This is a genomic window from Dokdonella ginsengisoli (genome assembly GCF_042652785.1).
Lineage (GTDB): Bacteria > Pseudomonadota > Gammaproteobacteria > Xanthomonadales > Rhodanobacteraceae > Dokdonella_A > Dokdonella_A ginsengisoli.
This window is the reverse complement of record NZ_JBHSHD010000007.1, coordinates 560,010-580,575: the sequence shown is the minus strand read 5'-3', so window position 1 is coordinate 580,575 and position 20,566 is coordinate 560,010. Positions and strand designations below refer to the sequence as shown.

The following is a 20,566-nucleotide window of genomic DNA, read 5'->3' as shown; positions in this document are numbered from 1 at the left end:
AGATCCGACGCGCGGACGCTCCCGTCCCGACGTCCGGCGGTCGGGCAGGGTGAAACCGCAGGCGCGACGCCTCGCGCAGGAGGCCGCCGCCGCGGTGTGCTGGCCGGAATGGCGTCGATGCTGCTGGCGCTGCTGTTCGCCGCGCCGGCGGCCTACGGCTCCGGCGCCACTACCCAGCGCGACGTGAACCCGACCGGCGGCGTCGCCGCCAACGGGTCGGACGGGCTGCGCGTCTTCATGGGCAGCAACAGCCAGTTCCAGGTGAACCTCGGCGGCAGTGGCCAGGTGTATTCGCAGTCCGGCACGCCCACCGGCGGCACCCTCTACAACAGCGTCTACCTGCGCGTCGACCGCGGCACCAACGCGACGACGCGCGTCTACAACAACTCCAACAACGCCACGGCCGCGCAGTTCTCCCAGTTCACCCAGGTGTCGCAGAGCGCGATTTCCGGCAGCGGCACGGCCGCTTCGCCGTGGGTGGTGACGACGGTGCTGCGGCCGGCGGTGGCGGCCGACAACGGCATCACCGTCACGCTGACCGACAGCTACGTGCGGCCGCAGGGCTGGTTCACGCGGCGCGTGGATCTCAGCGGACTGCCGACCAGCGGCGCGACGATCAAGTTCTACCAGAACGTCGACACCTTCCTGCAGGGCGGCGACAACGGCCCGGGCTTCACGCGCACCAGCCCCGGCAACACCAGCGGCACGCCGGACGTCGTCGGCGTCATCAAGAACAGCCAGTTCGAGGCGCTGTGGTACGAGCCCTCGTCGGGCACGGCGATCTGGGACCGCTACTTCACCGGCACCTATTCGCAGCCGAGCAACCTGATCTGCAACGGCACCACGGCAGCGACCAATCCCTGCGTCACCGGGACCGGCAACCTCAACAACACCGTCGACACCAATGCGAGCACCGACAACGGCATGGCCGCGCAGTGGAACGTGCCCGCCGGCGTGTCCTCGTACGCGGTGGAATACCGCGTCACCTTCGCGATGGGCGCGGTCGACCTGACCAAGGGATTCAACCCCGGCACCATCGGCCTCAACGGCATCTCCACGCTGACCTTCAACTTCAGCAACAAGACCGTTAATGCCGTGGCGAGCATGAACTTCCTCGACACGCTGCCGGCCGGCGTGGTCGTCGCGCCGGCGCCGAACATCCGCACGAACTGTCCGGCCGGCGGCACGCTCGGCACGACCTTCCCCCCGGGCATGAGCGTCACCGCCGCCGCGGGTAGCGGCACGATCCAGCTCAGCGGCGGCCGCATCAACGGCGCGGCCGCGGCGGGCAGTGAGATCGCCTGCCAGGTCGCCGTCGACGTGACCTCGTCGACGGCCGGCGTCTACCACAACACCAACGCCAGCATCACCGGCGTCAACAACCTCACCAACCTGGTCGGCGACGAAGTGCTGGCGGTGGGCATCCCGCAACTGGTCGCGGGCAAGTCGGTCAGCGGCGGTCTCGCCGCCGGGCAGACCGGCGCGCCGACCGACGGCTACTACGTCATCAGCGTGCAGAACGTCGGCGCCGGTCCGACCTTCGGCGCGATCAACCTGGTCGACAACCTGCCGGCGGGCGTCAGCGCGACCGCCGTGTCCAGCGCCGACGGCGCGGTCAGCTGCGGCACGCTGCCGGCCACCGGAACGCTGACCTGCACCTTCACGCCGAGCGTGCCGATTCCGGTCGGCGGTTCGGCCAGCGTACGCATCAACGTGGCCATTCCCGGCACCGCCACCGGTTCGGTGACCAACGTCGCTGCCGTCGGCGGCGGCGGCGATCCCGATCCGCTGCCGACGTGTCCGAACGCGAGCAACCAGCAGTGTGCGCAGACCACCACGCCGCTGTCGCAGCTGGCCGACCTGTCGATCACCAAGACCGACGGCCGCACCACGTACACGCCCGGTGCGGCGCTGACCTACACGATCGTGGCGAGCAACGCCGGCCCCAGCAACGCGGCTGGCGCCACCGTGACCGACACCTTCCCGGCGGCGTTCACCGGCACCTGGACCTGCGTCGGCGCCGGCGGGGCGACCTGTCCGGCTTCGGGTAGCGGCAACATCAATGCGACGGTTTCGATCCCGTCCGGCGGCAGCGTGACGTTCACCGTCACCGGCATCGTCAGCGCGGCCGCCACCGGCCCGCTCTCCAACACCGCGACCGTCGCGGTGCCGGCCGGCCTCGTCGATCCGACGCCCGGCAACAACCAGGCCACCGACGTCGACGCCGCCGCGCCGAGCGCGAACCTCTCCGCGGTCAAGAGCGGCACCGCCAGCGTCGGTTACGGCGGCGCGCTGAGCTACAGCGTGGTCGTGACGAACACCGGGCCGAGCAACGCCAACGGCTCCACCTTCAGCGACACGCTGCCGGCCGGCATCACCAGCATCGTCGCCAGTTGCGGCACGCCGGTCGGTGGCGCGGTCTGCGGCACGGTCAACGTCGCCGGCAGCGCGGTGACCAGCACCATCACGACCCTGCCGGTGAACGGCAGCGTGACGTTCACCATCACCGGCAACGCGCCGACCAGCGGCGCCTCGGTGACGAACACCGCCTCGGCGCAGCCGCCGGCCGGAACGACCGATCCGGACCCGGCCAACAACACCGGCACGGCGACGACGACCCTGCTGCAGCCGCAGCTGACGGTGAGCAAGACGGCGACGCCCAGTCCGTTCACGGTCGGCCAGCCGGCCAGCTACACGATCACCGTGACGAACGCGGGCGCAGGCCCGACGGCGGGCAACGTGACCGTATCCGACGCGCTGCCGGCGGGAATCACGCTGACCGGCGCGAGCGGCGCGAACTGGAGCTGCACGGGCACGACGGCGGTGTCGTGCGTCTACACGGGCGTGCTGGCGGCCGGCGCGAGCACGACGGTCACGCTGCAGGTGGCGGTGGCGGCGAGCGCGGCGAACGGCAACAACACGGCCACGGCGAGCGGCGGCGGCGACGCCGGCTGCCCGGCGGCGGCGCGCTGCAGCGGCGCGGTGACGGTGCCGGTGAACGCCTCGGCGGACATCGTGCTCGCCAAGACGGTGGACAATCCGGCGCCGAACGTCGGCGAAACGGTGACCTTCACGGTGACGGCGAGCAACGCCGGTCCGAGCAACGCCACCGGCGTGGCGGTGACCGACGCGCTGCCGGCGGGCCTGTCGTTCGTCAGCGCCACGCCAAGCCAGGGCAACTACGACAGCGCGACGGGCCTGTGGACGATCGGCGCGCTGGCCAACAGCGCGCAGGCGACGCTGACGATGACTGCGCAGGTGCTGTCGGCCGGCGCGCTGAGCAACACGGCGACCAGGTCGGCCGGCGACCAGTTCGATCCGGATACCAGCAACAACGCGGCGACGGCCTCGCTCAACGCGCAGCCGTCGGCGGACCTGCAGGTCAACAAGACCGCGAGCACGGCGACGCCGAACCTCGGCAGCAACGTGACGTTCACGATCACGGTGCGCAACGGCGGCCCGAACGATGCGACCGGCGTGGTCGTCGACGACGCGCTGCCGGCCGGCCTGAACTTCGTCAGTGCGACGCCGAGCCAGGGCAGCTACGACCCCGGCACCGGCGTGTGGACGATCGGCGCGCTGAGCAACGGCGCGGAAGTGACGCTGACGATGGTGGCGACGGTGGGCATGCCCGGCGAGCTGACCAACACGGCCGGCATCGCGGCCTCCGACCAGCACGACCCGAACCCCGCCAACGACAGCAGCGGCGTGACGATCAACGGCCAGGCGGCCGACATCCAGGTGCTCAAGACGGTCGACGAAGCGAACCCGACGCGAGGCGACACGGTGACGTTCACGGTGACGGTGACCAACCTCGGACCGAGCGCCGCCACCAGCGTGCGCGTCGAGGACGCGCTGCCGGCCGGCCTTTCGTTCGTCAGCGCCACGCCGAGCCAGGGCAGCTACGACCCCGGCACCGGCCTGTGGACGATCGGCAACCTGGCGGCGAGCGGCGCGGGCGCGGTGGCGACGCTGACGGTGTCGGCGACGGTGGACAGTGACGCGGGCGCGACCAACCAGGCGAGCCTGGACGCGCTCGACCAGGCCGATCCGAATCCGGGCAACAACCAGGCCGAGGCGAGCGTGACGCCGGTCGCCAGCGCGGACGTGTCGGTGAGCAAGACCGGTCCGGCCGACGCGACGCCGGGCACGAACATCACCTACACGCTGGTCGTGAGCAACGCCGGCCCGAGCACGGCGGCGCAGGTCAGCCTGGCCGATCCGACGCCGGCCGGCCTGACCTTCGTCTCGGCCGACGCGCCGTGCGCGGGCGGCTTCCCGTGCAACCTCGGCGACCTCGCCGCCGGCGCGAGCGTCACGGTGAACGTGACCTACGCGATCCCGGCGAACTACGCCGGCGCCGATCCGATCCGCAACACGGCGACGGTCTCCAGTCCGACCGGCGATCCGCAGACGGACAACGACAGCAGCACGGTGACCACGCCGGTGGTGCGCCGCGCCGACGTGTCGATGAGCAAGACCGCTCCGGCGACGGCGACCGCCGCCGGCACGATCAGCTACACGCTGGTGGTCAGCAACGCCGGCCCGAGCGATGCGAACGGCACCACGGTCAGCGATCCGCTGCCGGCGGGCCTGAGCAACGCCACGGTCGGCTGCGGCGGCGAAACCGGCGGGGCGGTGTGCGGCGCGTTCGACACGAGCGTGGCCGGCACCATCGCGACCCTGCCGGCCGGCGCTTCGGCGACGATCACGATCACCGCCACCGCGCCGAACGACGGCGGCACGCTGAGCAACACGGCGACGGCGACGCCGCCGGCCGGCACCACCGATCCGGACCCGGCCAACAACCAGGACACGGCCGACACCGCGGTGAACGCCTCGGCCGACGTCGGCGTGACGAAGACCGGTCCGGCCACGGCGACTCCGGGCACGAACGTCACCTACACGCTGGTCGTGAGCAACACCGGCCCGAGCACCGCGACCGCGGTGAGCCTGGCCGATCCGACCCCGGCGGGCCTCCTCTTCGTTTCGGCCGATGCGCCGTGCGCAGGCGGCTTCCCGTGCAACCTCGGCGACCTCGCCGCCGGCGCGAGCGCGACGGTGAACGCGACCTACGCGATCCCGCCGGGCCAGAGCGGCACGATCGCCAACACGGCGAGCGTGACCAGCCCGACTCCGGATCCGGACGGTGGCGACAACACCAGCACGGTGACGACCGGCCTGAGCGCCAGCGCCGACGTGTCGGTGACCAAGAGCGGTCCGGCGACGGTGCCGGCGGCCGGCACGGTCACCTACACGCTGGTGGTGAGCAACGCCGGCCCGAGTGACGCGAACGGCACCACGGTCAGCGATCCGCTGCCGGCCGGCCTGAGCAATGCCGCGGTGAACTGCAGCGCGAGCGGCGGGGCGGTGTGCGGCGCGTTCGACACGAGCGTGGCCGGCACCCTCACGACCCTGCCGCCCGGCGGCTCGGCGACGATCACGATCACCGCGACCGCGCCGGACGACGCGGCCACGCTGAGCAATACGGCGACGGTCGCTCCGCCGCCGGGCACGACCGATCCGGATCCGAGCGGCAACACCAGCCCGCCGGTGCAGACGCAGGTGACGCCGGTGGCGAACCTGTCGCTGCTCAAGAGCGGCCCGGCGACGGTGACCTCGGGCGGCGCGATCAGCTACACGCTGCTGATCGCCAACGCCGGCCCGAGCCGTGCGGACGGCGCGACCTACAGCGACGCGGTGCCGTCCGGCATCACCGACGTGGCGGCGAGCTGCGGCTCGGTGACCGGCGGTGCGGTCTGCGCCGCGCCGAACGTGGCCGGCAACGCGGTCAGCGGTTCGATCCCGACCCTGCCGGCGAACGGCAGCGTGACGATCACCATCACCGGCACCGCGCCGGTCGGCGCGCAGACGCTGACCAACACGGCCGGCGTGACGGTGCCCGGCGGCACCACCGATCCCACCCCCGGCGACGACACCAGCACGGTGACGACGGAGGTCGGTTCGGCGGCGGACATCGCGGTGAGCAAGACGGTCGACAACGCGGCGCCGAACGTCGGCGAGACCGTCACGTTCACCGTGACGGCGGCCAACCAGGGGCCGAACGACGCCACCGGCGTGCAGGTCACCGACGGCCTGCCGGCGGGTCTGACGTTCGTCAGCGCCACGCCGAGCCAGGGCACGTACGACAGCGCGAGCGGCCTGTGGACGGTCGGCGCGCTGGCGGACGGCGCGAGCGCGACCCTGCAGATCAGCGCGACGGTGACGCAGCCGGGCGCGATCGTGAACACCGCCACGCGCACCGGCGGCGACCAGCTCGATCCGGACACCAGCAACAACGCCGGCAGCGCAGGCGTGAACGCCGGCACCCTGGCGGACCTGCAGGTCAACAAGACCGCCGACACGCTGACGCCGAACCTCGGCTCCGACGTGACGTTCACGATCACCGTGCGCAACGCCGGCCCGAGCCCGGCGACCGGCGTCAACGTGAGCGACGTGCTGCCGGCGGGCCTGGCCTTCGTCAGCGCGACGCCGAGCCTGGGCGCCTACGACGAGACGACCGGCCTGTGGTCGGTCGGCGACCTCGCCGCCGGCGTGGAGCAGACGCTGACGATCGTGGCGACCGTGACGCAGGCGGGCGAGATCACCAACACCGCCACCGGCGCGGCCGACGAGCCGGACCCGAACACCGCCAACAACCAGTCGGGCGTGACCCCGAACGGCCAGGCGGCGGACCTGCAGGTGGTCAAGACCGTCGACGACGCCAATCCGCGGCTCGGTCAGGACGTGACCTTCACCGTGACCCTGACCAACCTGGGTCCGAACGCGGCCACTAACGTGCGCGTCGACGACGTGCTGCCGGCGGGCCTCGGCTTCGTCGGTGCGACGCCGAGCCAGGGTACGTACGATCCGGCCACCGGCGTGTGGACGGTCGGCGACCTCGCCGCCAGCGGCGCGGGCGCGGTGGCGACGCTGGCGGTCACCACCACGGTCACGCAGACCGGTGCGATCACCAACGTGGCGGCCAGCGCCGGCGGCGACCAGACCGATCCGACGCCGAGCAACGACGAAGGCAGCGCGACGGTGACGGTGCCGGCGAGCGTGGACGTGTCGATCGTCAAGAGCGGCCCGGCCACGGTCGGCGCCGGCGGCACGATCAGCTACACGCTGGTGGTCGCCAATGCCGGCCCCGATGCGGCCAACGGCGCGAGCTACAGCGACGACGTGCCGGCCGGCATCACCGGCCTCGCCGCGAGCTGCGGCTCGCCGGTCGGCGGCGCGGTCTGCGCCGCGCCGACGGTGACCGGCAACACGGTCGCCGGCACGGTGCCGACCCTGCCGGCCAACGGCAGCGTGACGATCACCATCACCGGTACGGCGCCGGCCGACGCGACCACGCTGTCGAACACGGCGACGGTGACGCCGCCGCCCGGCGGCGACGATCCGGACCCGAGCGACAACACCAGCCCGCCGGTACAGACGGAAGTGACGCCGGTGGCGGACCTGTCGATCGTCAAGACCGGTCCGGCCGCGGTCGCCTCGGGCGGCACGGTCACCTACACGCTGACGGTCGCCAACGCCGGCCCGAGCAGCGCCGACGGCGCCACGGTCAGCGATCCGCTGCCGGCCGGCCTGAGCGGCGCGAGCGCGGTCTGCGGCGGCGAAAGCGGCGGCGCGGTCTGCGGCGCGTTCGACACTACGGTGGCAGGCACGATCGCGACCCTGCCGGCCGGCGGCAGCGCCACGATCACGATCACCGCGACGGCGCCGACGCAGGCGGGCACGCTGAGCAACACGGCGACGGTGGCGCCGCCGGCGGGAGTGACCGATCCGCAGCCGGCCAACGACACCAGCGCCACGGTGGTGACGGAAATCGGCGCGCCGATGGCCGACCTGAGCGTAAGCAAGAGCGGCCCGCCCACGATCGCCGCCGGCAGCACGCTGGTCTACACCGTGGTGGTGAGCAACACCGGCCCGGACACCGCGGCCGGCGTACAGGTGGCCGATCCGACGCCGCCGGGGCTGGTCTTCGTCGGCAATGCCGGCGCCTGCACCACGGCGTACCCGTGCGCGCTCGGCGACCTCGCCAGCGGCGCCTCGGCGACCATCACCAGCACCTACGAGGTGCCGCTCGAGTACGCCGGCTCCAATCCGATCGCCAACACCGCCAGCGCGAGCAGCGTCACCGCCGACCCGAACCCGGCCGACAACAGCGCCACCGCGCAGACCTCGGTCGACACCGGTGGCCAGGTGGCGGACATGATGGCGACCGGCGCGCCGACGCAGACGGTGCCCGTCGGCACGCCGGTGACGGTGGTGACCACGTGCACCAACAACGGACCGCTGGCGGCCGTCGGCGCCACCTGCACGGTGGTCGTGCCGAACGCGCCGGACGCGGTCGGCGGGACGGCCGGCACGCCGGCGACCCAATGCGTGCCGGCTACGCCGGTGGGGAACCTCGCGGTCGGCGGCGTGATCACCTGCACGACGCAGTTCACGCCGGATCAGGCCGGTACCTGGACGCTGCGCACGACCGCGGCGAGCCAGACCCCGGACACGATCCCGGCCAACGACGTCGCGCCGAGCCAGGTGATCGCGGTGGCGCCGGACACGGCGGACCTGAGCGTGAGCAAGCAGGGCCCGGCGACGGCGAGCGCCGGCGGCAGCATCGTCTACACGCTGAGCGTGACCAACCACGGCCCGGCCGCGGCGGTCGGCGTGAGCTTGGACGATCCGACGCCGGCAGGGCTGAGCTTCGTCTCGGCCGGCGCGCCGTGCGCGGGCGGTTTCCCTTGCGCGATCGGCACGCTGGCCAGCGGCCAGACGGCGACGTTCACGGCGACCTACGCGATCGACGCCGGCTTCAGCGGCACGCTGACCAACACGGCGACGGCCAGTTCCAGCACGCCCGACCCGGATCCGGCCAACGACAGCAGCAGTTCGGCCACCACGGTCGGCGGCAACCCGCCGGTGGAGAAGGTGCCGGTGCCGGTCGACGCGCGCTGGATGCTCGCGCTGATGGGCCTGCTGCTGGCGCTGGTGGCCGGCCTCGGCCTGCAGCGCCGGCGCGACTGACGATGTCCGCTTCCCGGTCGCCGCAACGGCGACCGGGACGGCGGCGGCGCGTCAGCCGATTCCCCACAGGCGCATCGCCTCTTCGGCGATGACGTGGGGGAATTCCTCGGCGAAGAACAGCTTGCCCTCGGCGACGCGGCGGATGCCGCGCGACTGCGGGAACAGGCCGTCGAGGTAGTCGGCGTCGGCCGGCCGGAAGATGTCGTCGGCCATGCCCCAGACGACGCGCAGCGGCACCGGGCTGCGTTTCAGCAGGGGTTCCAGGCCGGCCAGCGGATTGGGCTGCAGCGCCAGGTGGAAGGCGTGGTACTGCGCGCGGCGCAGCGGCGAACTCACCAGCGGCGTGGCGTAGGTGGCAATGGTTTCGTCCGCAAGCCGCTCCGGGAACGCGTAGACGGCCTTGCCGAACGTGGCGCGCGCGCCGGCGGGATCGACCAGCCAGTGCGCCGTCGCGTCGGCCAGCGTGCCGGCGCGCGCCATCGCTATGGCGGGCTCGACCTTCGGCGGCGGGCTGTCCGGCTCGACGTCGCCGTTGGTCAGCAGCAGGCTGCGCGCGCGCCGCGGATGGTGCGCGACCAGCCGCTGCGCGACCGCGCCGCCGCTGTCGCTGGCGACGAAGTCGGCTGAGCCGACGCCGAGCGCATCGAGCAGGGCCAGCAGCATCGCCGCCTGGTCGGACGCCGCCAGCGGCTGGTGCTCGGGAATCTGCGAATAGCCCAGGCCCATGAAATCCGGCGCGATGCAGCGCCGGTACGGCGCCAGCCGCTCGATCGCGCCGCGCCACTGGAAGCCGTTGAGCGGCGCGCCGTGCAGGAACAGCGCGGCCTCGCCGCGGCCGCGCTCGACGTAGGCGATGCGCCCGAACGGCGTGACGGCGAAGCGGCGCATCGCGTGGAATGTGGCGGCGTCGATCGGCGTCGCCGCCGCGGCGCGGTCCGCGTCCGTCGCGCGCGTGGCGCAGGCGGCGGCGGTGCCGGCGGCCAGCGCGGCGCCGGCCAGTTGCAGGAAACCTCTTCTTCGCATGCGCATGCTCCAGTGGCTCGGGACACCGCGGATGCTGGCGCGCGCGCGACGCGGCGGCGCGCACGAACGGACGCCGTCGCGCACGAATGGCCGATCGCGTTTGCAAGCGGCGCGGATGCGTGGAAGATGCGCCGCATGAGCGACCGTCCCGCGTGCTATCCCGACCCGTCCGCCGCGCTGTCGCCGGACGCGGCGGCGCCGCTGCCGCGGCTCGACGTGCTCACCTCGCCGGTGCCATACGGCCGCTTCGATTCGCCGCTCGACCATCGCCACGTGCTGTGCCTGCATCTGGGCGCGCCGGTGCCGGTGTCGTACCGGGTCGGCCGATACGAACGCGACGGCGTGCGCCTGCACGGCCAGTTCTGCGTGGTGCCGGCGGGCTCGTCGACGCGCTGGACGCTGTCGCGCCCGGCGACCTCGCTGCTGCTGCGGCTGGCGCCGGCGTCGCTGGGCGAGAGCGCCGAGGCGATGGGCGTGTCGGCCGGCCGCGCCGACCTCGCGCCGGCGATCCACATCCGCGACGCGCAGATCGAGCGCATCGGCTGGATGATGCAGGCCGAGGACCGCGACGATCACCCCGGCGGCCGGCTGTTCGCCGACAGCCTCGCCACGGCGCTGGCGGCGCGCCTGGTCGCGCTGCAGACGCGGCCGGCGGCCAGGCCCGGCCGCGCCCTGCCGGCGTGGCGCCTGCGCCACGTGACGCAATACGTCGAGGCGCACCTGGACGCGGACCTGTCGCTGGCCGAACTCGCGGCCGTCGCCGGCTTCAGTCCCTCGCATTTCAAGGCGCTGTTCAAGCAGGCCACCGGCGTGCCGGTGCATCGCTTCGTGCTGGAGCGGCGCGTCGAGCGCGCCCGCGCGCGCCTGCTCGACGGCGGCGCCAGCGTCACCGAGGTGGCGCTGGAAACCGGCTTCGCCCACGCCAGCCATCTGGCGCGCTGCATGCGCCGGCTGTTCGGCGTGAATCCGTCGCAGATCGCCGCTGCGGCGCGGCGGCGGCGGCGTTGAACGGAAGCCCACGCGGGAAGCCGGCTGCGCCGTGCCGGGCAGGCACGACGCCACCCGAGGCGGCCGCGGCGTTCCTCAGCGCGCGGCGATGTCCTGGCTGCAGACGAAGCGGATCGCGTCCAGGCGCGGCGTCGCCGTCGCCAGCGCGGCGCGCAGCGCGTCGAGTTCGTCGGCGAGCGCTGTGATCTCCTCCTCGCGCACGGACGGGTTGACCTTGGCGAGCGCGACCAGGCGCGCCTGCGCGGCGCCCAGTTCGCGCTCGGCCGCGGCGAGCGCGTGGCCGATCTCGGTCGCGGCCAGTCCGCGCGCCTGCGTCTCGCAGGCGGCCAGCATCGGTGGCACCAGCTTGGCCAGCAGCGGCCGGTAGCGCGCGGCGTCGATCGGCTGCTCCTTGGCGCGTGCGAGGCTGGCCGGGTTCGGCGCGTAGTCGTTGCGCGCGGTCAGGCGCGTGTCGACCACCATGCGCAGCGGCAGCGGCGGCAGGAAGCGGCCGACGTCGAGCCGGCGGTCGGCGACGCAGCCGAGCACGAACACGCATTCGAGCAGGGCGGTGCGCGGCGGCAGCGCCGCGTCGATCAGCAGGCCGGCGTTGCCCTGTTCGCTTTCCAGCAGCAGGTCGAGCGCGCCGAGCACCAGCGGATGGTCGAGCCGCAGCAGCGGCAGTTCCTCGCGCGCCAGCGCGGTGGCGCGGTCGAAGGTGACCTGCTGCGGGCCGTCCTTCAGGCCGGGGAAGCCGTCGGTGCTGAGGTATTCGGGATCGAGCACGCAGGTGCGCGGACCGGTTTCCTCGCTGTCGACGCCGAACTGCTCGAACAGCGCCAGCACGAAGTCGTCGGCGGCGGTGTCGGCGTCCTGCGCCTGCAGCGCGCCGGCGAGCACCTGGCCGCGCGCCTGGCGCTCGCCGGCCAGTTCCAGCAGGCGGTCGCGTCCGGCGTTGACGAGATCGGACAGCTCGCGGTGCGCGGCGGCGGTCTCGGCGATCAGCGAATCGACCTCGGCGTCGGCTTCCTCGCCGCCGAGCGCGTGGCGCTCGGCTTCGGCGAGCAGGCGCGCGCCGAAGCGGCGCAGGATCTCGCGGCCGTCGGACGGGCTGGAGCGCAGCGCGTCGAGGCCTTCGTGGTACCAGCGCAGCAGGGCGTGCTGCGCGGTGCCGGTGAACGCGGCGGCGTGGACGGAGATGTCGTGGCGCTGGCCGATGCGGTCGAGGCGGCCGATGCGCTGTTCGAGCAGGTCCGGATCGAGCGGCAGGTCCCACAGCACGAGATGGTGCGCGAACTGGAAATTGCGGCCTTCCGAGCCGATCTCCGAGCACAGCAGTACGCGCGCGCCGTCCGGCTCGGCGAAGAACGCCGCGTTGCGGTCGCGCTGCAGGATCGTCATGCCTTCGTGGAAGCGCGCCACCTTGGCGCCGCTGCGCGTGCGCAGCGCGTCCTCCAGCGCCAGCACCTTGGCCTGGCTGCGGCAGATCAGCAGCAGCTTCTCGCCGGCCAGCTTCTCGATCAGGCCGACCAGCCACGGCAGGCGCGGATCGTTGCCGTAGTCCAGCTCGACGTGCGCCGCGTGCGCCTGCGCGTCGGCGTGGAATTCGGCCAGCAGCGACTGGCGCTGCGCCTCGTCCAGCGCGCTGCCGTCGAGCGCATCGATCGCGGCGAGGCGGCGCGGAAAGCCGCCGATCTGCGCGCGGCGGTTGCGGAACATCACCCGTCCCGTGCCGTGGCGGTCGATCAGCGCGTCGAGCAGGGCCGGCGCATGGGCGGCGCGGTCCGTGTCGTAGCGCGCGAGCAGGTCGAGCAGGTCGGCATCGGCGGCGAAGCGCGTTTCCAGTTCGGCGCGCTCGTTGGGCGACAGCGCCTGCGCGTCGAGCAGCTGCGCGGCGACCGCGGACAGGCGCACGTAGCCGTCGGCTTCGGCGGCGAACGCGTCGAGGTCGGCGTAGCGCGCCGGATCGAGCAGGCGCAGGCGCGCGAAATGGCCGCTGCGGCCGAGCTGCTGCGGCGTCGCGGTGAGCAGGATCAGCCCCGGCGAGGCCATCGCCAGGCGCTCGACCAGCGCGTACGAGGCGCTGCTCGCCAGCGGCGACCACTCCAGGTGGTGCGCCTCGTCGACGACGACCAGATCCCAGGGCGCATCGCCGAGCTGGGCCGCACGCTTGGGCGCCGCGGCGAGCCAGCCGATGTCGGCGATCACGCACTGCTCGTCCTCGAACGGGTTGCGCGCGGCGTCGGCGACCTCGATCGCCTCGCAGCGCTCCTCGTCGAACAGCGCGAAGGAAAGATTGAAGCGGCGCAGCAGCTCGATCAGCCACTGGCTGGTCAGGCTGCCCGGCGCCAGCACCAGCGCGCGCTCGACGCGGCCGGAGGCGAGCAGGCGCGCCAGGATCATGCCGGCCTCGATGGTCTTGCCCAGGCCGACCTCGTCGGCGAGCAGCGCGCGCGGCGGCTGCCGCTGCGCGACGATCTCGGCCACGCGCAGCTGGTGCGGGATCAGGTCGATGCGCGCGCAGGCCAGGCCGAACGACGGCGCACGCATCGCCTCGGCGCGGCGGGTCAGCGCGTCGCGGCGGAAGTCGAAGCGGTCCGGCGCGTCCACGCGCGCCGACAGCAGGCGCTCGTCGGCGCGCGAGATCGGCTGCGCGTCGTCGAGTTCGGCTTCCGACAGCGAGCCGCCGGCGGCGTGGTAGGTCAGCAGGCCGTCGGCCTCGCTGACGTGCTCGATCACGAAGCTGCGCTTCTGCCCGGCGACCTTCTGGCCGATGCGGAATTCGGCGCGCGCCAGCGGCGCTGCGTGCATCGCGTAGTGGCGCAGCACGCCGGCGGTGGCGAACAGCACCTGCACGTTGCGTCCGTCGAGGCGCACGACGGTGCCGAGGCCGAGCTCGGGTTCGGCGTTGGAGATCCAGCGTTGTCCGGGTACGAAAGCCATCGATCACGAGAACGGGAAGCGGGGGCGGATTATCCGGCCCCCGGCGGTGCAAGCAAAGCACGACGATAGGCAGGGTTGATCGCAGCGATTCAAGCCAACGATTTCCCGCCGGATCGGCGCGGTGCTAGCGTCCTCGCGTCGCCGCGGTCGCGGCGACGTTCGACGCCTCTTCGCCATCGCCGTTTGGAGGTCGTATGAAACCGCAACCGAAGGAGTACCGGAAAACCCCGCTCGCGCTGGTCCTGGCCCTGGCGGCCGCAGGACTCGCCCACGCCGCGGACAAGCCCCCGTCCAGCTACGCGCCGACCGTCGAGGACGACCTCGCGGCGGTGATGTCGCGCATGAAGGCCGCCAAGCCGGGCATCGAGAAGCGCCAGGCCGAGCTGCTGCGGCAGCGCTACGATCTGTCGGACAAGCCCGCCGCCGGCGTCGTCATGTCGCGCGGCAAGCCGGTGCAGGAAGGCGTGCGCGTGCGGCTCGCGTCCGGCACCAGCTGGGAGCAGCTGGCCTCGACCAGTCCGGAGCAGATCCGCGACAAGGGCCTGTTCCCGGCCGGCTTCCTGCCGCTGCCGCATCCCAACCATGCCGAGGGCGGCATGCTGTTTCCGAAGTTCCACATCGACGAGATCAAGCGCCAGGAGCAGCGCGACCTGACCCGCTTCGACCTCGACTTCGATCTGCCCGACCACTTCCTGCCCGAGTTCCCGGCGCCGATCTACCTGACCACGCGGCCCGATCTGGGCGACGTCTCGCAGGGCAAGCTGGTGACCATCGAGAACTACTACGGGCTGTTCAACGGCATCCTCAATCCGAAGCAGCTCGAAGGCCTGCGCCTGCTGGTCACGCCGTTTCCGCAGCAGCAGTTCAACCAGACCGACGACCGCCGCAGCGAACGGCCGAGCCGCGGCGTGGTGTGCTTCGACTGCCACGCCAACGGCCACACCAACGCCTCGACGCACCTCGTCGGCGACATCCGGCCGCAGGAGTTCCGCCACCGCATCGACACGCCGTCCCTGCGCGGCGTGAACGTGCAGCGCCTGTTCGGCTCGCAGCGGGCGTTGAAGACGGTGGAGGACTTCACCGAGTTCGAGCAGCGCGCCGCGTACTTCGACGGCGATCCGGTCATCGCGACGAAGAAGGGCGTCAACGTGCTCGAACGCGGCAGCCAGGTGCACTTCATGGCCGAGTTCGAGGCGCTGCTGGATTTCCCGCCGGCGCCCAAGCTCGACGTGTACGGCAAGCTCGATCCGCGCAAGGCGAGCGAGGCCGAGTTGCGCGGCCAGGAGGTGTTCTTCGGCAAGGGCACCTGCGCCAGCTGCCACACGCCGCCGTACTACACCGACAACCTCATGCACAACCTGCGCACCGAGCGCTTCTTCAAGCCGCAGATGATCAACGGGCGCATGGCGAACATGGACGGGCCGATCAAGACCTTCCCGCTGCGCGGCATCAAGGATTCGCCGCCGTACCTGCACGACGACCGCCTGCTGACGCTCGACGACACGGTCGAGTTCTTCAATCTCGTGCTGGAGACGAAGCTGTCGGCGGACGAGAAGAAGGACCTGGTGGCGTTCCTGCGCACCCTGTAGGAAGACGCGGCGCGGGCTCCGTGCGATCGGAGCCCGCGCTCGCGCACCGGCGCTCACAGCGCGTCGTGGAAGATCACGCCGAGGGTCAGGCGGCGCCCTGCGCGCACGCGGCCGACGCCGTGGCGCAGCGCGACGCGATACGTGCCGCGCGTGCCGCGCACCGGCCGGTGCCGCACCGCGAACACCACCGCATCGCCCTTGCGCAGCGGCACCACGTCGACGCGCGACTGCATGCGCGGCCGCTGCTCGGTCAGCACGAACTCGCCGCCGTCGAAATCCGCGCCCGGCTCGGACAGCAGGATCGCCACCTGCAGCGGGAACACGTGTTCGCCGTACAGGTCCTGGTGCAGGCAGTTGTAGTCGCCTGCGCCGTAGCGCAGCAGCAGCGGCGTCGGCCGCTCCTGGCCGGCGGCGCGGCAGCGCTGCAGGAACTGCTCGTGGCGGGCGGGATAGGCCACCTCGACGTCCATCGCCTCGTTCCAGCGGTTGGCCAGCGGCGCGAGGCGCGCGTACAGCCGCGTGCGCAGTTCCTGCAGCAGTTCCGGCAGCGGATAGCGGAAGTACTGGTACTCGCCGCGGCCGAAGCCGTGCCGCGCCATGACCACGCGGCTGCGGAACCGGTCCTCGTCGTACCAGGCGGCGACCGCCTCGCATTCGCCGTGGTCGAGCAGCGCCGGCAGCAGGGCGTTGCCGTGCGCGTCGAGATCCGTCTCGACGCGGTCCCAGCGGCGGGTGTCCAGGCGCGCGGCGAGCGTGCCGTGCGCCGCGGTCTGCTCCGTCGCGCTCATGCGGCAGCGGCCTCGCGTTCGAGCAGGACGCGCTTGCGCTCGACGCCCCAGCGATAGCCGGACAGCGCGCCGTCGCCCTTGACCACGCGGTGGCAGGGAACGGCCAGCGCGAGCGGATTCGACGCGCAGGCCGCGGCCACCGCGCGCGAGGCCTGCGGCTCGCCGATGCGGCGCGCGATCTGCCCGTAGCTGGCGGTGGCGCCGCGCGGGATCGTGCGCAGCGCCTGCCAGACGCGCCGCTGGAACGGTGTACCGCGCGGGTCGAGCGGAAGGTCGGGATCGTCCTGCGCGTGCTCGATGCAGCGCACGATGCGCGCCAGCGGCTCGGCCAGGCCGGCGACGTCGCGGACCGCGCGCGCCTGCGGGAAGCGCCGGCGCAGGTCGGCGATCAGGGCGTCGGCGTCGTCGCCGAGCAGGATCGCGCACAGTCCGCGATCGCTGCGCGCGGCCAGCACGAGGCCGAGCGAGCAGGCGGCGAGGTCGAAGCGGATGGCATCTTGCGCGTCGCGTGCGCCGCAGCGGTCGCGGTTCGCGGCGGGGGCGGGGATCTTCGTGTTCATGGCGATTCCTCTCGACTTGGGGGTCGAGGGTCAAGATATCGGTCGCGCCGTGGAGCGGCACTCCGAATCTTGCGCGGCACTCGCCGGCTCAGCCGGCGCCGCGGTGCTCCCACGGCGGCTGCTCGAACGCGGCGACCAGCGCGTCGATCACCGCGCGCACCGCGCGGCTGACGTAGCGCGTCTGCGGATAGACGGCGTAGATCGCGTCGGCGCTCGGCGGCGAGTCGGGCAGCAGCTCGATCAGCGTGCCGGCGCGCAGCGCCTGCGCGGCGATGAAGGCCGGCAGCGCGGCGATGCCCAGGCCGGCCACCGCCGCGTCGCGCATGCTCTCGCCGTTGTTGAGGTGGATGCGGCCGCGCACGACGATCTGCCGCGGCGGCCCGCCTTCCTCGGCCGGCGCGAACTGCCAGTACGGCGCGACGGAGGCGTTGCCGTAGCAGATGCAGTCGTGGCGCTGGATGTCCTCGATCGTCTCGGGCACGCCGTTGTGCCGCGCGTAGTCCGGGCTGCAGACCAGCACGCGCCGGCTCGGTGCGATGCGCCGCGCCATCAGCGAGGAGTCGTGCAGGCGGCCGATGCGCACGCCCAGGTCGTAGCCGCCGGCGAGCAGGTCGACGTAGCGGTCGTCCAGTTCCAGCGTCAGCTCGAGCGCCGGATGCTCGCGCAGCAAGCCGTACAGCACCGGGCCGAGATGGGCGGTGCCGAAGGTCATCGGCGCGGCCACGCGCAGGCTGCCGACGATCTGTTCGGATTCGTCGCCGGAGACTTCGTCCACCGCCTCCTGCATGCGCGCCAGCACCTCGCACATGTGCACGTAGAAACGCTGCCCGGCATCGGTGGTGGTGATGCCGCGCGGCGAGCGGTGCAGCAGCTTGGTGCGCAGCTCGCTCTCCAGCCGCGCCACGCGCGCGCTCAGCTGCGACTTCGACACGTTCAGCCGCGTCGCCGCGGCGTTGACGCCGCCGCTCTCGACGACCTGGATGAAGGCGCGGATGTCGCCGAAGTCGTAGTCCATCGCCGTATTGAAGCACGAAACCGCAGCGCCTCCGGACGGCGTTCGGCAATCGCGAACACCGCGTTCGGCTTCGTCCGGCTAGGCGCACCCGCGCACCGCGCCTAGAGTTCCTTCCATCCACCCACCCAGCGGAGAACCTCATGCAGTTCACCCGACTTTCACAGGAACGCGGCCTGGCCGATTTCGGCTGGCTGAAGAGCCGTCACACCTTCTCGTTCGGCGACTACTACGACCCGCAGCACATGGGCTTCGGCCCGCTGCGCGTGATCAACGAGGATCGCGTCGCGCCGGGCAAGGGCTTTGGCGCGCATCCGCACCGCGACATGGAAATCCTGTCGTGGGTGCTCGACGGCACGCTCGAGCACAAGGACAGCATGGGCACCGGCGCGCGCATCCGGCCCGGCGAGCTGCAGCGCATGAGCGCGGGCACCGGCGTGGTGCACTCGGAGTTCAACGCGTCCGCGACCGACCCGGTGCACTTCCTGCAGATCTGGATCATGCCCGAGCGCAACGGCCTCGAGCCGGGCTACGAGCAGCGCCGCTTCGAGCCGGCGGACCTGGCCGACCAGTGGCGCCTGATCGCCTCGCGCACGCCGCGCGACGGCGCGCTGAAGATCCACCAGGACGTGAACCTCTACGCCACGCGCCTGGGCGCTTCGCACGAGCTGACGTTCGTGCCGGCGGCGGGACGCAAGTTGTGGCTGCAGGTCGCGCGCGGCTCGGTCGAGGTCGACGGACGCACGCTGGACGCCGGCGATGCCGGCGCCTGGAGCGGCGCGGAGCGGCTCACCGTGCTCGCGCACGAGGATGCCGAACTGCTGCTGTTCGACATGACGCCCTAGCAGCGCCGTCCACACGGCGGCGGCGTTCGATACCCGCGCAAGTCACCGAAGCGTCATCACGCAGGGCGCAGGCTGAGCTTCCGGCGAGCCGCCGCCACCGTTCGTTCCTTTTCGATCTCCCTCTCCATCGAGGATCCACCCAATGAGCACGATCACCACCAAAGACGGCACCGAAATCTTCTACAAGGACTGGGGCAAGGGCCAGCCTGTGGTCTTCTCCCACGGCTGGCCGCTGTCGGGCGATGCCTGGGACGTGCAGATGCTGTTCCTGTCCTCGCACGGCTACCGCACCATCGCGCACGACCGCCGCGGCCACGGGCGCTCGGCGCAGCCGTGGGACGGCAACGACATGGACACCTACGCCGACGATCTGGCCGAACTGATCGAGAAACTGGACCTGCGCGACGTCGTGCTCGTCGGCCACTCGACCGGCGGCGGCGAAGTGGCGCACTACATCGGCCGCCACGGCACCGCGCGCGTGGCCAAGGTGGTGCTGGTCGGCGCGGTGCCGCCGCAGATGCTCAAGACCGCGAACAACCCCGGCGGCCTGCCGCTCGAGGTGTTCGACGGCATCCGCGCCGGCGTGCTGGCCGACCGTTCGCAGTTCTACAAGGATCTGGCCGCCGGCGCGTTCTACGGCTTCAACCGGCCGGGCGCGAAGACATCGCATGGCCTGGTCGATTCGTTCTGGCTGCAGGGCATGGCCGGCGGCCTGAAGGGGCAGTACGACTGCATCGAGCAGTTCTCCGCCGTCGACTACACCGGCGACCTGAAGAAGATCGACGTGCCGACCCTGATCGTGCACGGCGACGACGACCAGGTGGTGCCGATCGACAACGCCGGCCGCCGCTCGGCCGAGATCGTCGCGAACGCGACCTTGAAGGTCTACGCCGGCGCGCCGCACGGCCTGGCCAGCACGCACGCCGACCAGCTCAACGCGGACCTGCTCGCCTTCATCGAAGGCAAGGGCTGAGGAACGCCCCGTCGGGGGCATGCGATCGCGCCGGCGGGCCGCCTTCCCGCCGGCGCGCGATGCGCGGCGTGCCGATGCGCCGCATCGTCCGGGAGTCCGCCATGAACGCCGTCCTTCCTTCCGCCGGCAGCCGCGATACCGCTGCGCCGGCGACGTCCGGCGCCAGCCTGCTCGCCTTCGTCGCCGGCTTTGTCGACACCGCCGGCTTCGTCGCGCTGTTCGGCCTGTTCACCGCGCACATGACCGGCAACCTCGTGCTGATCGGCGACAGCCTGGCCACGCATCGCGCCGGCATCGCCGCCAAGCTGCTGGCGTTCCCGGTGTTCCTGCTCGTCGTCGCCGCGACGCGGCTGTACGAACTGCGCGCGCGGCGCCTCGGCCGCGACGCCGCAGTGCCGATCCTGCTCGCGGAAATGGCCGTGCTCGCCGCCTTTCTCGTCGCTGGTGTGCTGGCGGCGCCGTTCACCGACGCCGCCGCGGCCGGCACGATCCTGGTCGGCCTGCTCGGCGTCGCCGCGATGTCGATCCAGAACGCCTCGTCGCGCAGCGTGTTCGCCGGCCATGGGCCGACCACGGTGATGACCGGCAACGTGACCCAGGTGACGATGGACGTGGTCGACCTGGCCCGCGGCTTCGACGCCGCGCAGGCGCGTGCGCGCCTGCGCCGGATGGGCCCGCCGCTGCTCGCGTTCACCGCCGGCGCGATCGCCGGCGGCCTGGGCGTGATGCGTTTCGGCTTCGCCTGCCTGGCCTGTCCGCTCGTGGCGCTGGCGATCGTCGTCGCCGGGTACCGGCGCGGGTCGCGCTGAG

At 72.4% G+C, this 20,566-nt stretch carries 10 protein-coding genes and 1 pseudogene; 6 read left to right on the top strand and 5 right to left on the bottom strand.

Features of this window, described 5'->3' with window-relative positions; genetic code table 11:
* The first annotated feature begins 108 nt into the window (after positions 1 to 108).
* Positions 109 to 9,036: a DUF7507 domain-containing protein gene (locus ACFO6Q_RS10110; RefSeq protein ID WP_380020597.1), complete on the top strand. Its 8,928-nt coding sequence runs from the start codon at positions 109 to 111 to the stop codon at positions 9,034 to 9,036.
* A 51-nt stretch (positions 9,037 to 9,087) separates the two neighbouring features.
* Here the strand turns inward: ACFO6Q_RS10110 and ACFO6Q_RS10105 are convergent, their stop codons facing one another.
* Positions 9,088 to 10,059 carry an alpha/beta fold hydrolase gene (locus ACFO6Q_RS10105; protein WP_380020595.1) on the bottom strand — a complete coding sequence of 324 codons (972 nt, stop codon included), beginning with the start codon at positions 10,057 to 10,059 and terminating at the stop codon, positions 9,088 to 9,090.
* A 135-nt stretch (positions 10,060 to 10,194) separates the two neighbouring features.
* On the opposite strand from ACFO6Q_RS10105, the gene ACFO6Q_RS10100 reads away from it, so the two are divergent.
* Entirely contained in the window at positions 10,195 to 11,067 is an 873-nt protein-coding gene (locus tag ACFO6Q_RS10100; RefSeq protein WP_380020593.1) for a helix-turn-helix domain-containing protein, read from the top strand.
* Positions 11,068 to 11,142: 75 nt separating this feature from the next.
* Here the strand turns inward: ACFO6Q_RS10100 and rapA are convergent, their stop codons facing one another.
* Positions 11,143 to 13,989, bottom strand: coding sequence for an RNA polymerase-associated protein RapA (gene rapA, locus ACFO6Q_RS10095; RefSeq protein WP_380020592.1), 2,847 nt, complete (start codon positions 13,987 to 13,989; stop codon positions 11,143 to 11,145).
* A gap of 194 nt (positions 13,990 to 14,183) precedes the next feature.
* Between rapA and ACFO6Q_RS10090 the strand changes: the two genes are divergently transcribed.
* Complete coding sequence (locus ACFO6Q_RS10090; RefSeq protein WP_380020591.1) at positions 14,184 to 15,578, top strand: hypothetical protein; 1,395 nt, start codon at positions 14,184 to 14,186, stop codon at positions 15,576 to 15,578.
* Between the two features lie 53 nt (positions 15,579 to 15,631).
* On the opposite strand, the gene ACFO6Q_RS10085 is transcribed toward ACFO6Q_RS10090, so the two are convergent.
* The 3 genes and pseudogenes from ACFO6Q_RS10085 to ACFO6Q_RS10075 form a co-directional block, all read right to left on the bottom strand.
* Positions 15,632 to 16,366 carry a 2OG-Fe(II) oxygenase gene (locus ACFO6Q_RS10085; protein WP_380020589.1) on the bottom strand — a complete coding sequence of 245 codons (735 nt, stop codon included), beginning with the start codon at positions 16,364 to 16,366 and terminating at the stop codon, positions 15,632 to 15,634.
* Positions 16,363 to 16,857 (bottom strand): annotated as a pseudogene (locus tag ACFO6Q_RS10080) (methylated-DNA--[protein]-cysteine S-methyltransferase); the annotation flags it as partial. The pseudogene ACFO6Q_RS10080 and the gene ACFO6Q_RS10085, both read right to left, overlap by 4 nt.
* 157 nt (positions 16,858 to 17,014) lie before the next feature.
* On the bottom strand, positions 17,015 to 17,941 hold the full coding sequence (locus ACFO6Q_RS10075; protein WP_380020587.1) for a LysR family transcriptional regulator: 927 nt from the start codon (positions 17,939 to 17,941) through the stop codon (positions 17,015 to 17,017).
* Between the two features lie 140 nt (positions 17,942 to 18,081).
* Between ACFO6Q_RS10075 and ACFO6Q_RS10070 the strand changes: the two genes are divergently transcribed.
* The 3 genes from ACFO6Q_RS10070 (at position 18,082) to ACFO6Q_RS10060 (ending at position 20,565) form a co-directional block, all read left to right on the top strand.
* Positions 18,082 to 18,783 (top strand): pirin family protein, encoded by a 702-nt coding sequence (locus ACFO6Q_RS10070; RefSeq protein ID WP_380020585.1) that lies wholly within the window; start codon positions 18,082 to 18,084, stop codon positions 18,781 to 18,783.
* Positions 18,784 to 18,925: 142 nt separating this feature from the next.
* Positions 18,926 to 19,756: an alpha/beta fold hydrolase gene (locus ACFO6Q_RS10065; RefSeq protein WP_380020583.1), complete on the top strand. Its 831-nt coding sequence runs from the start codon at positions 18,926 to 18,928 to the stop codon at positions 19,754 to 19,756.
* A 101-nt stretch (positions 19,757 to 19,857) separates the two neighbouring features.
* Entirely contained in the window at positions 19,858 to 20,565 is a 708-nt protein-coding gene (locus ACFO6Q_RS10060) for a YoaK family protein (RefSeq protein WP_380020582.1), read from the top strand.
* The last annotated feature ends 1 nt before the right edge of the window (position 20,566 follow it).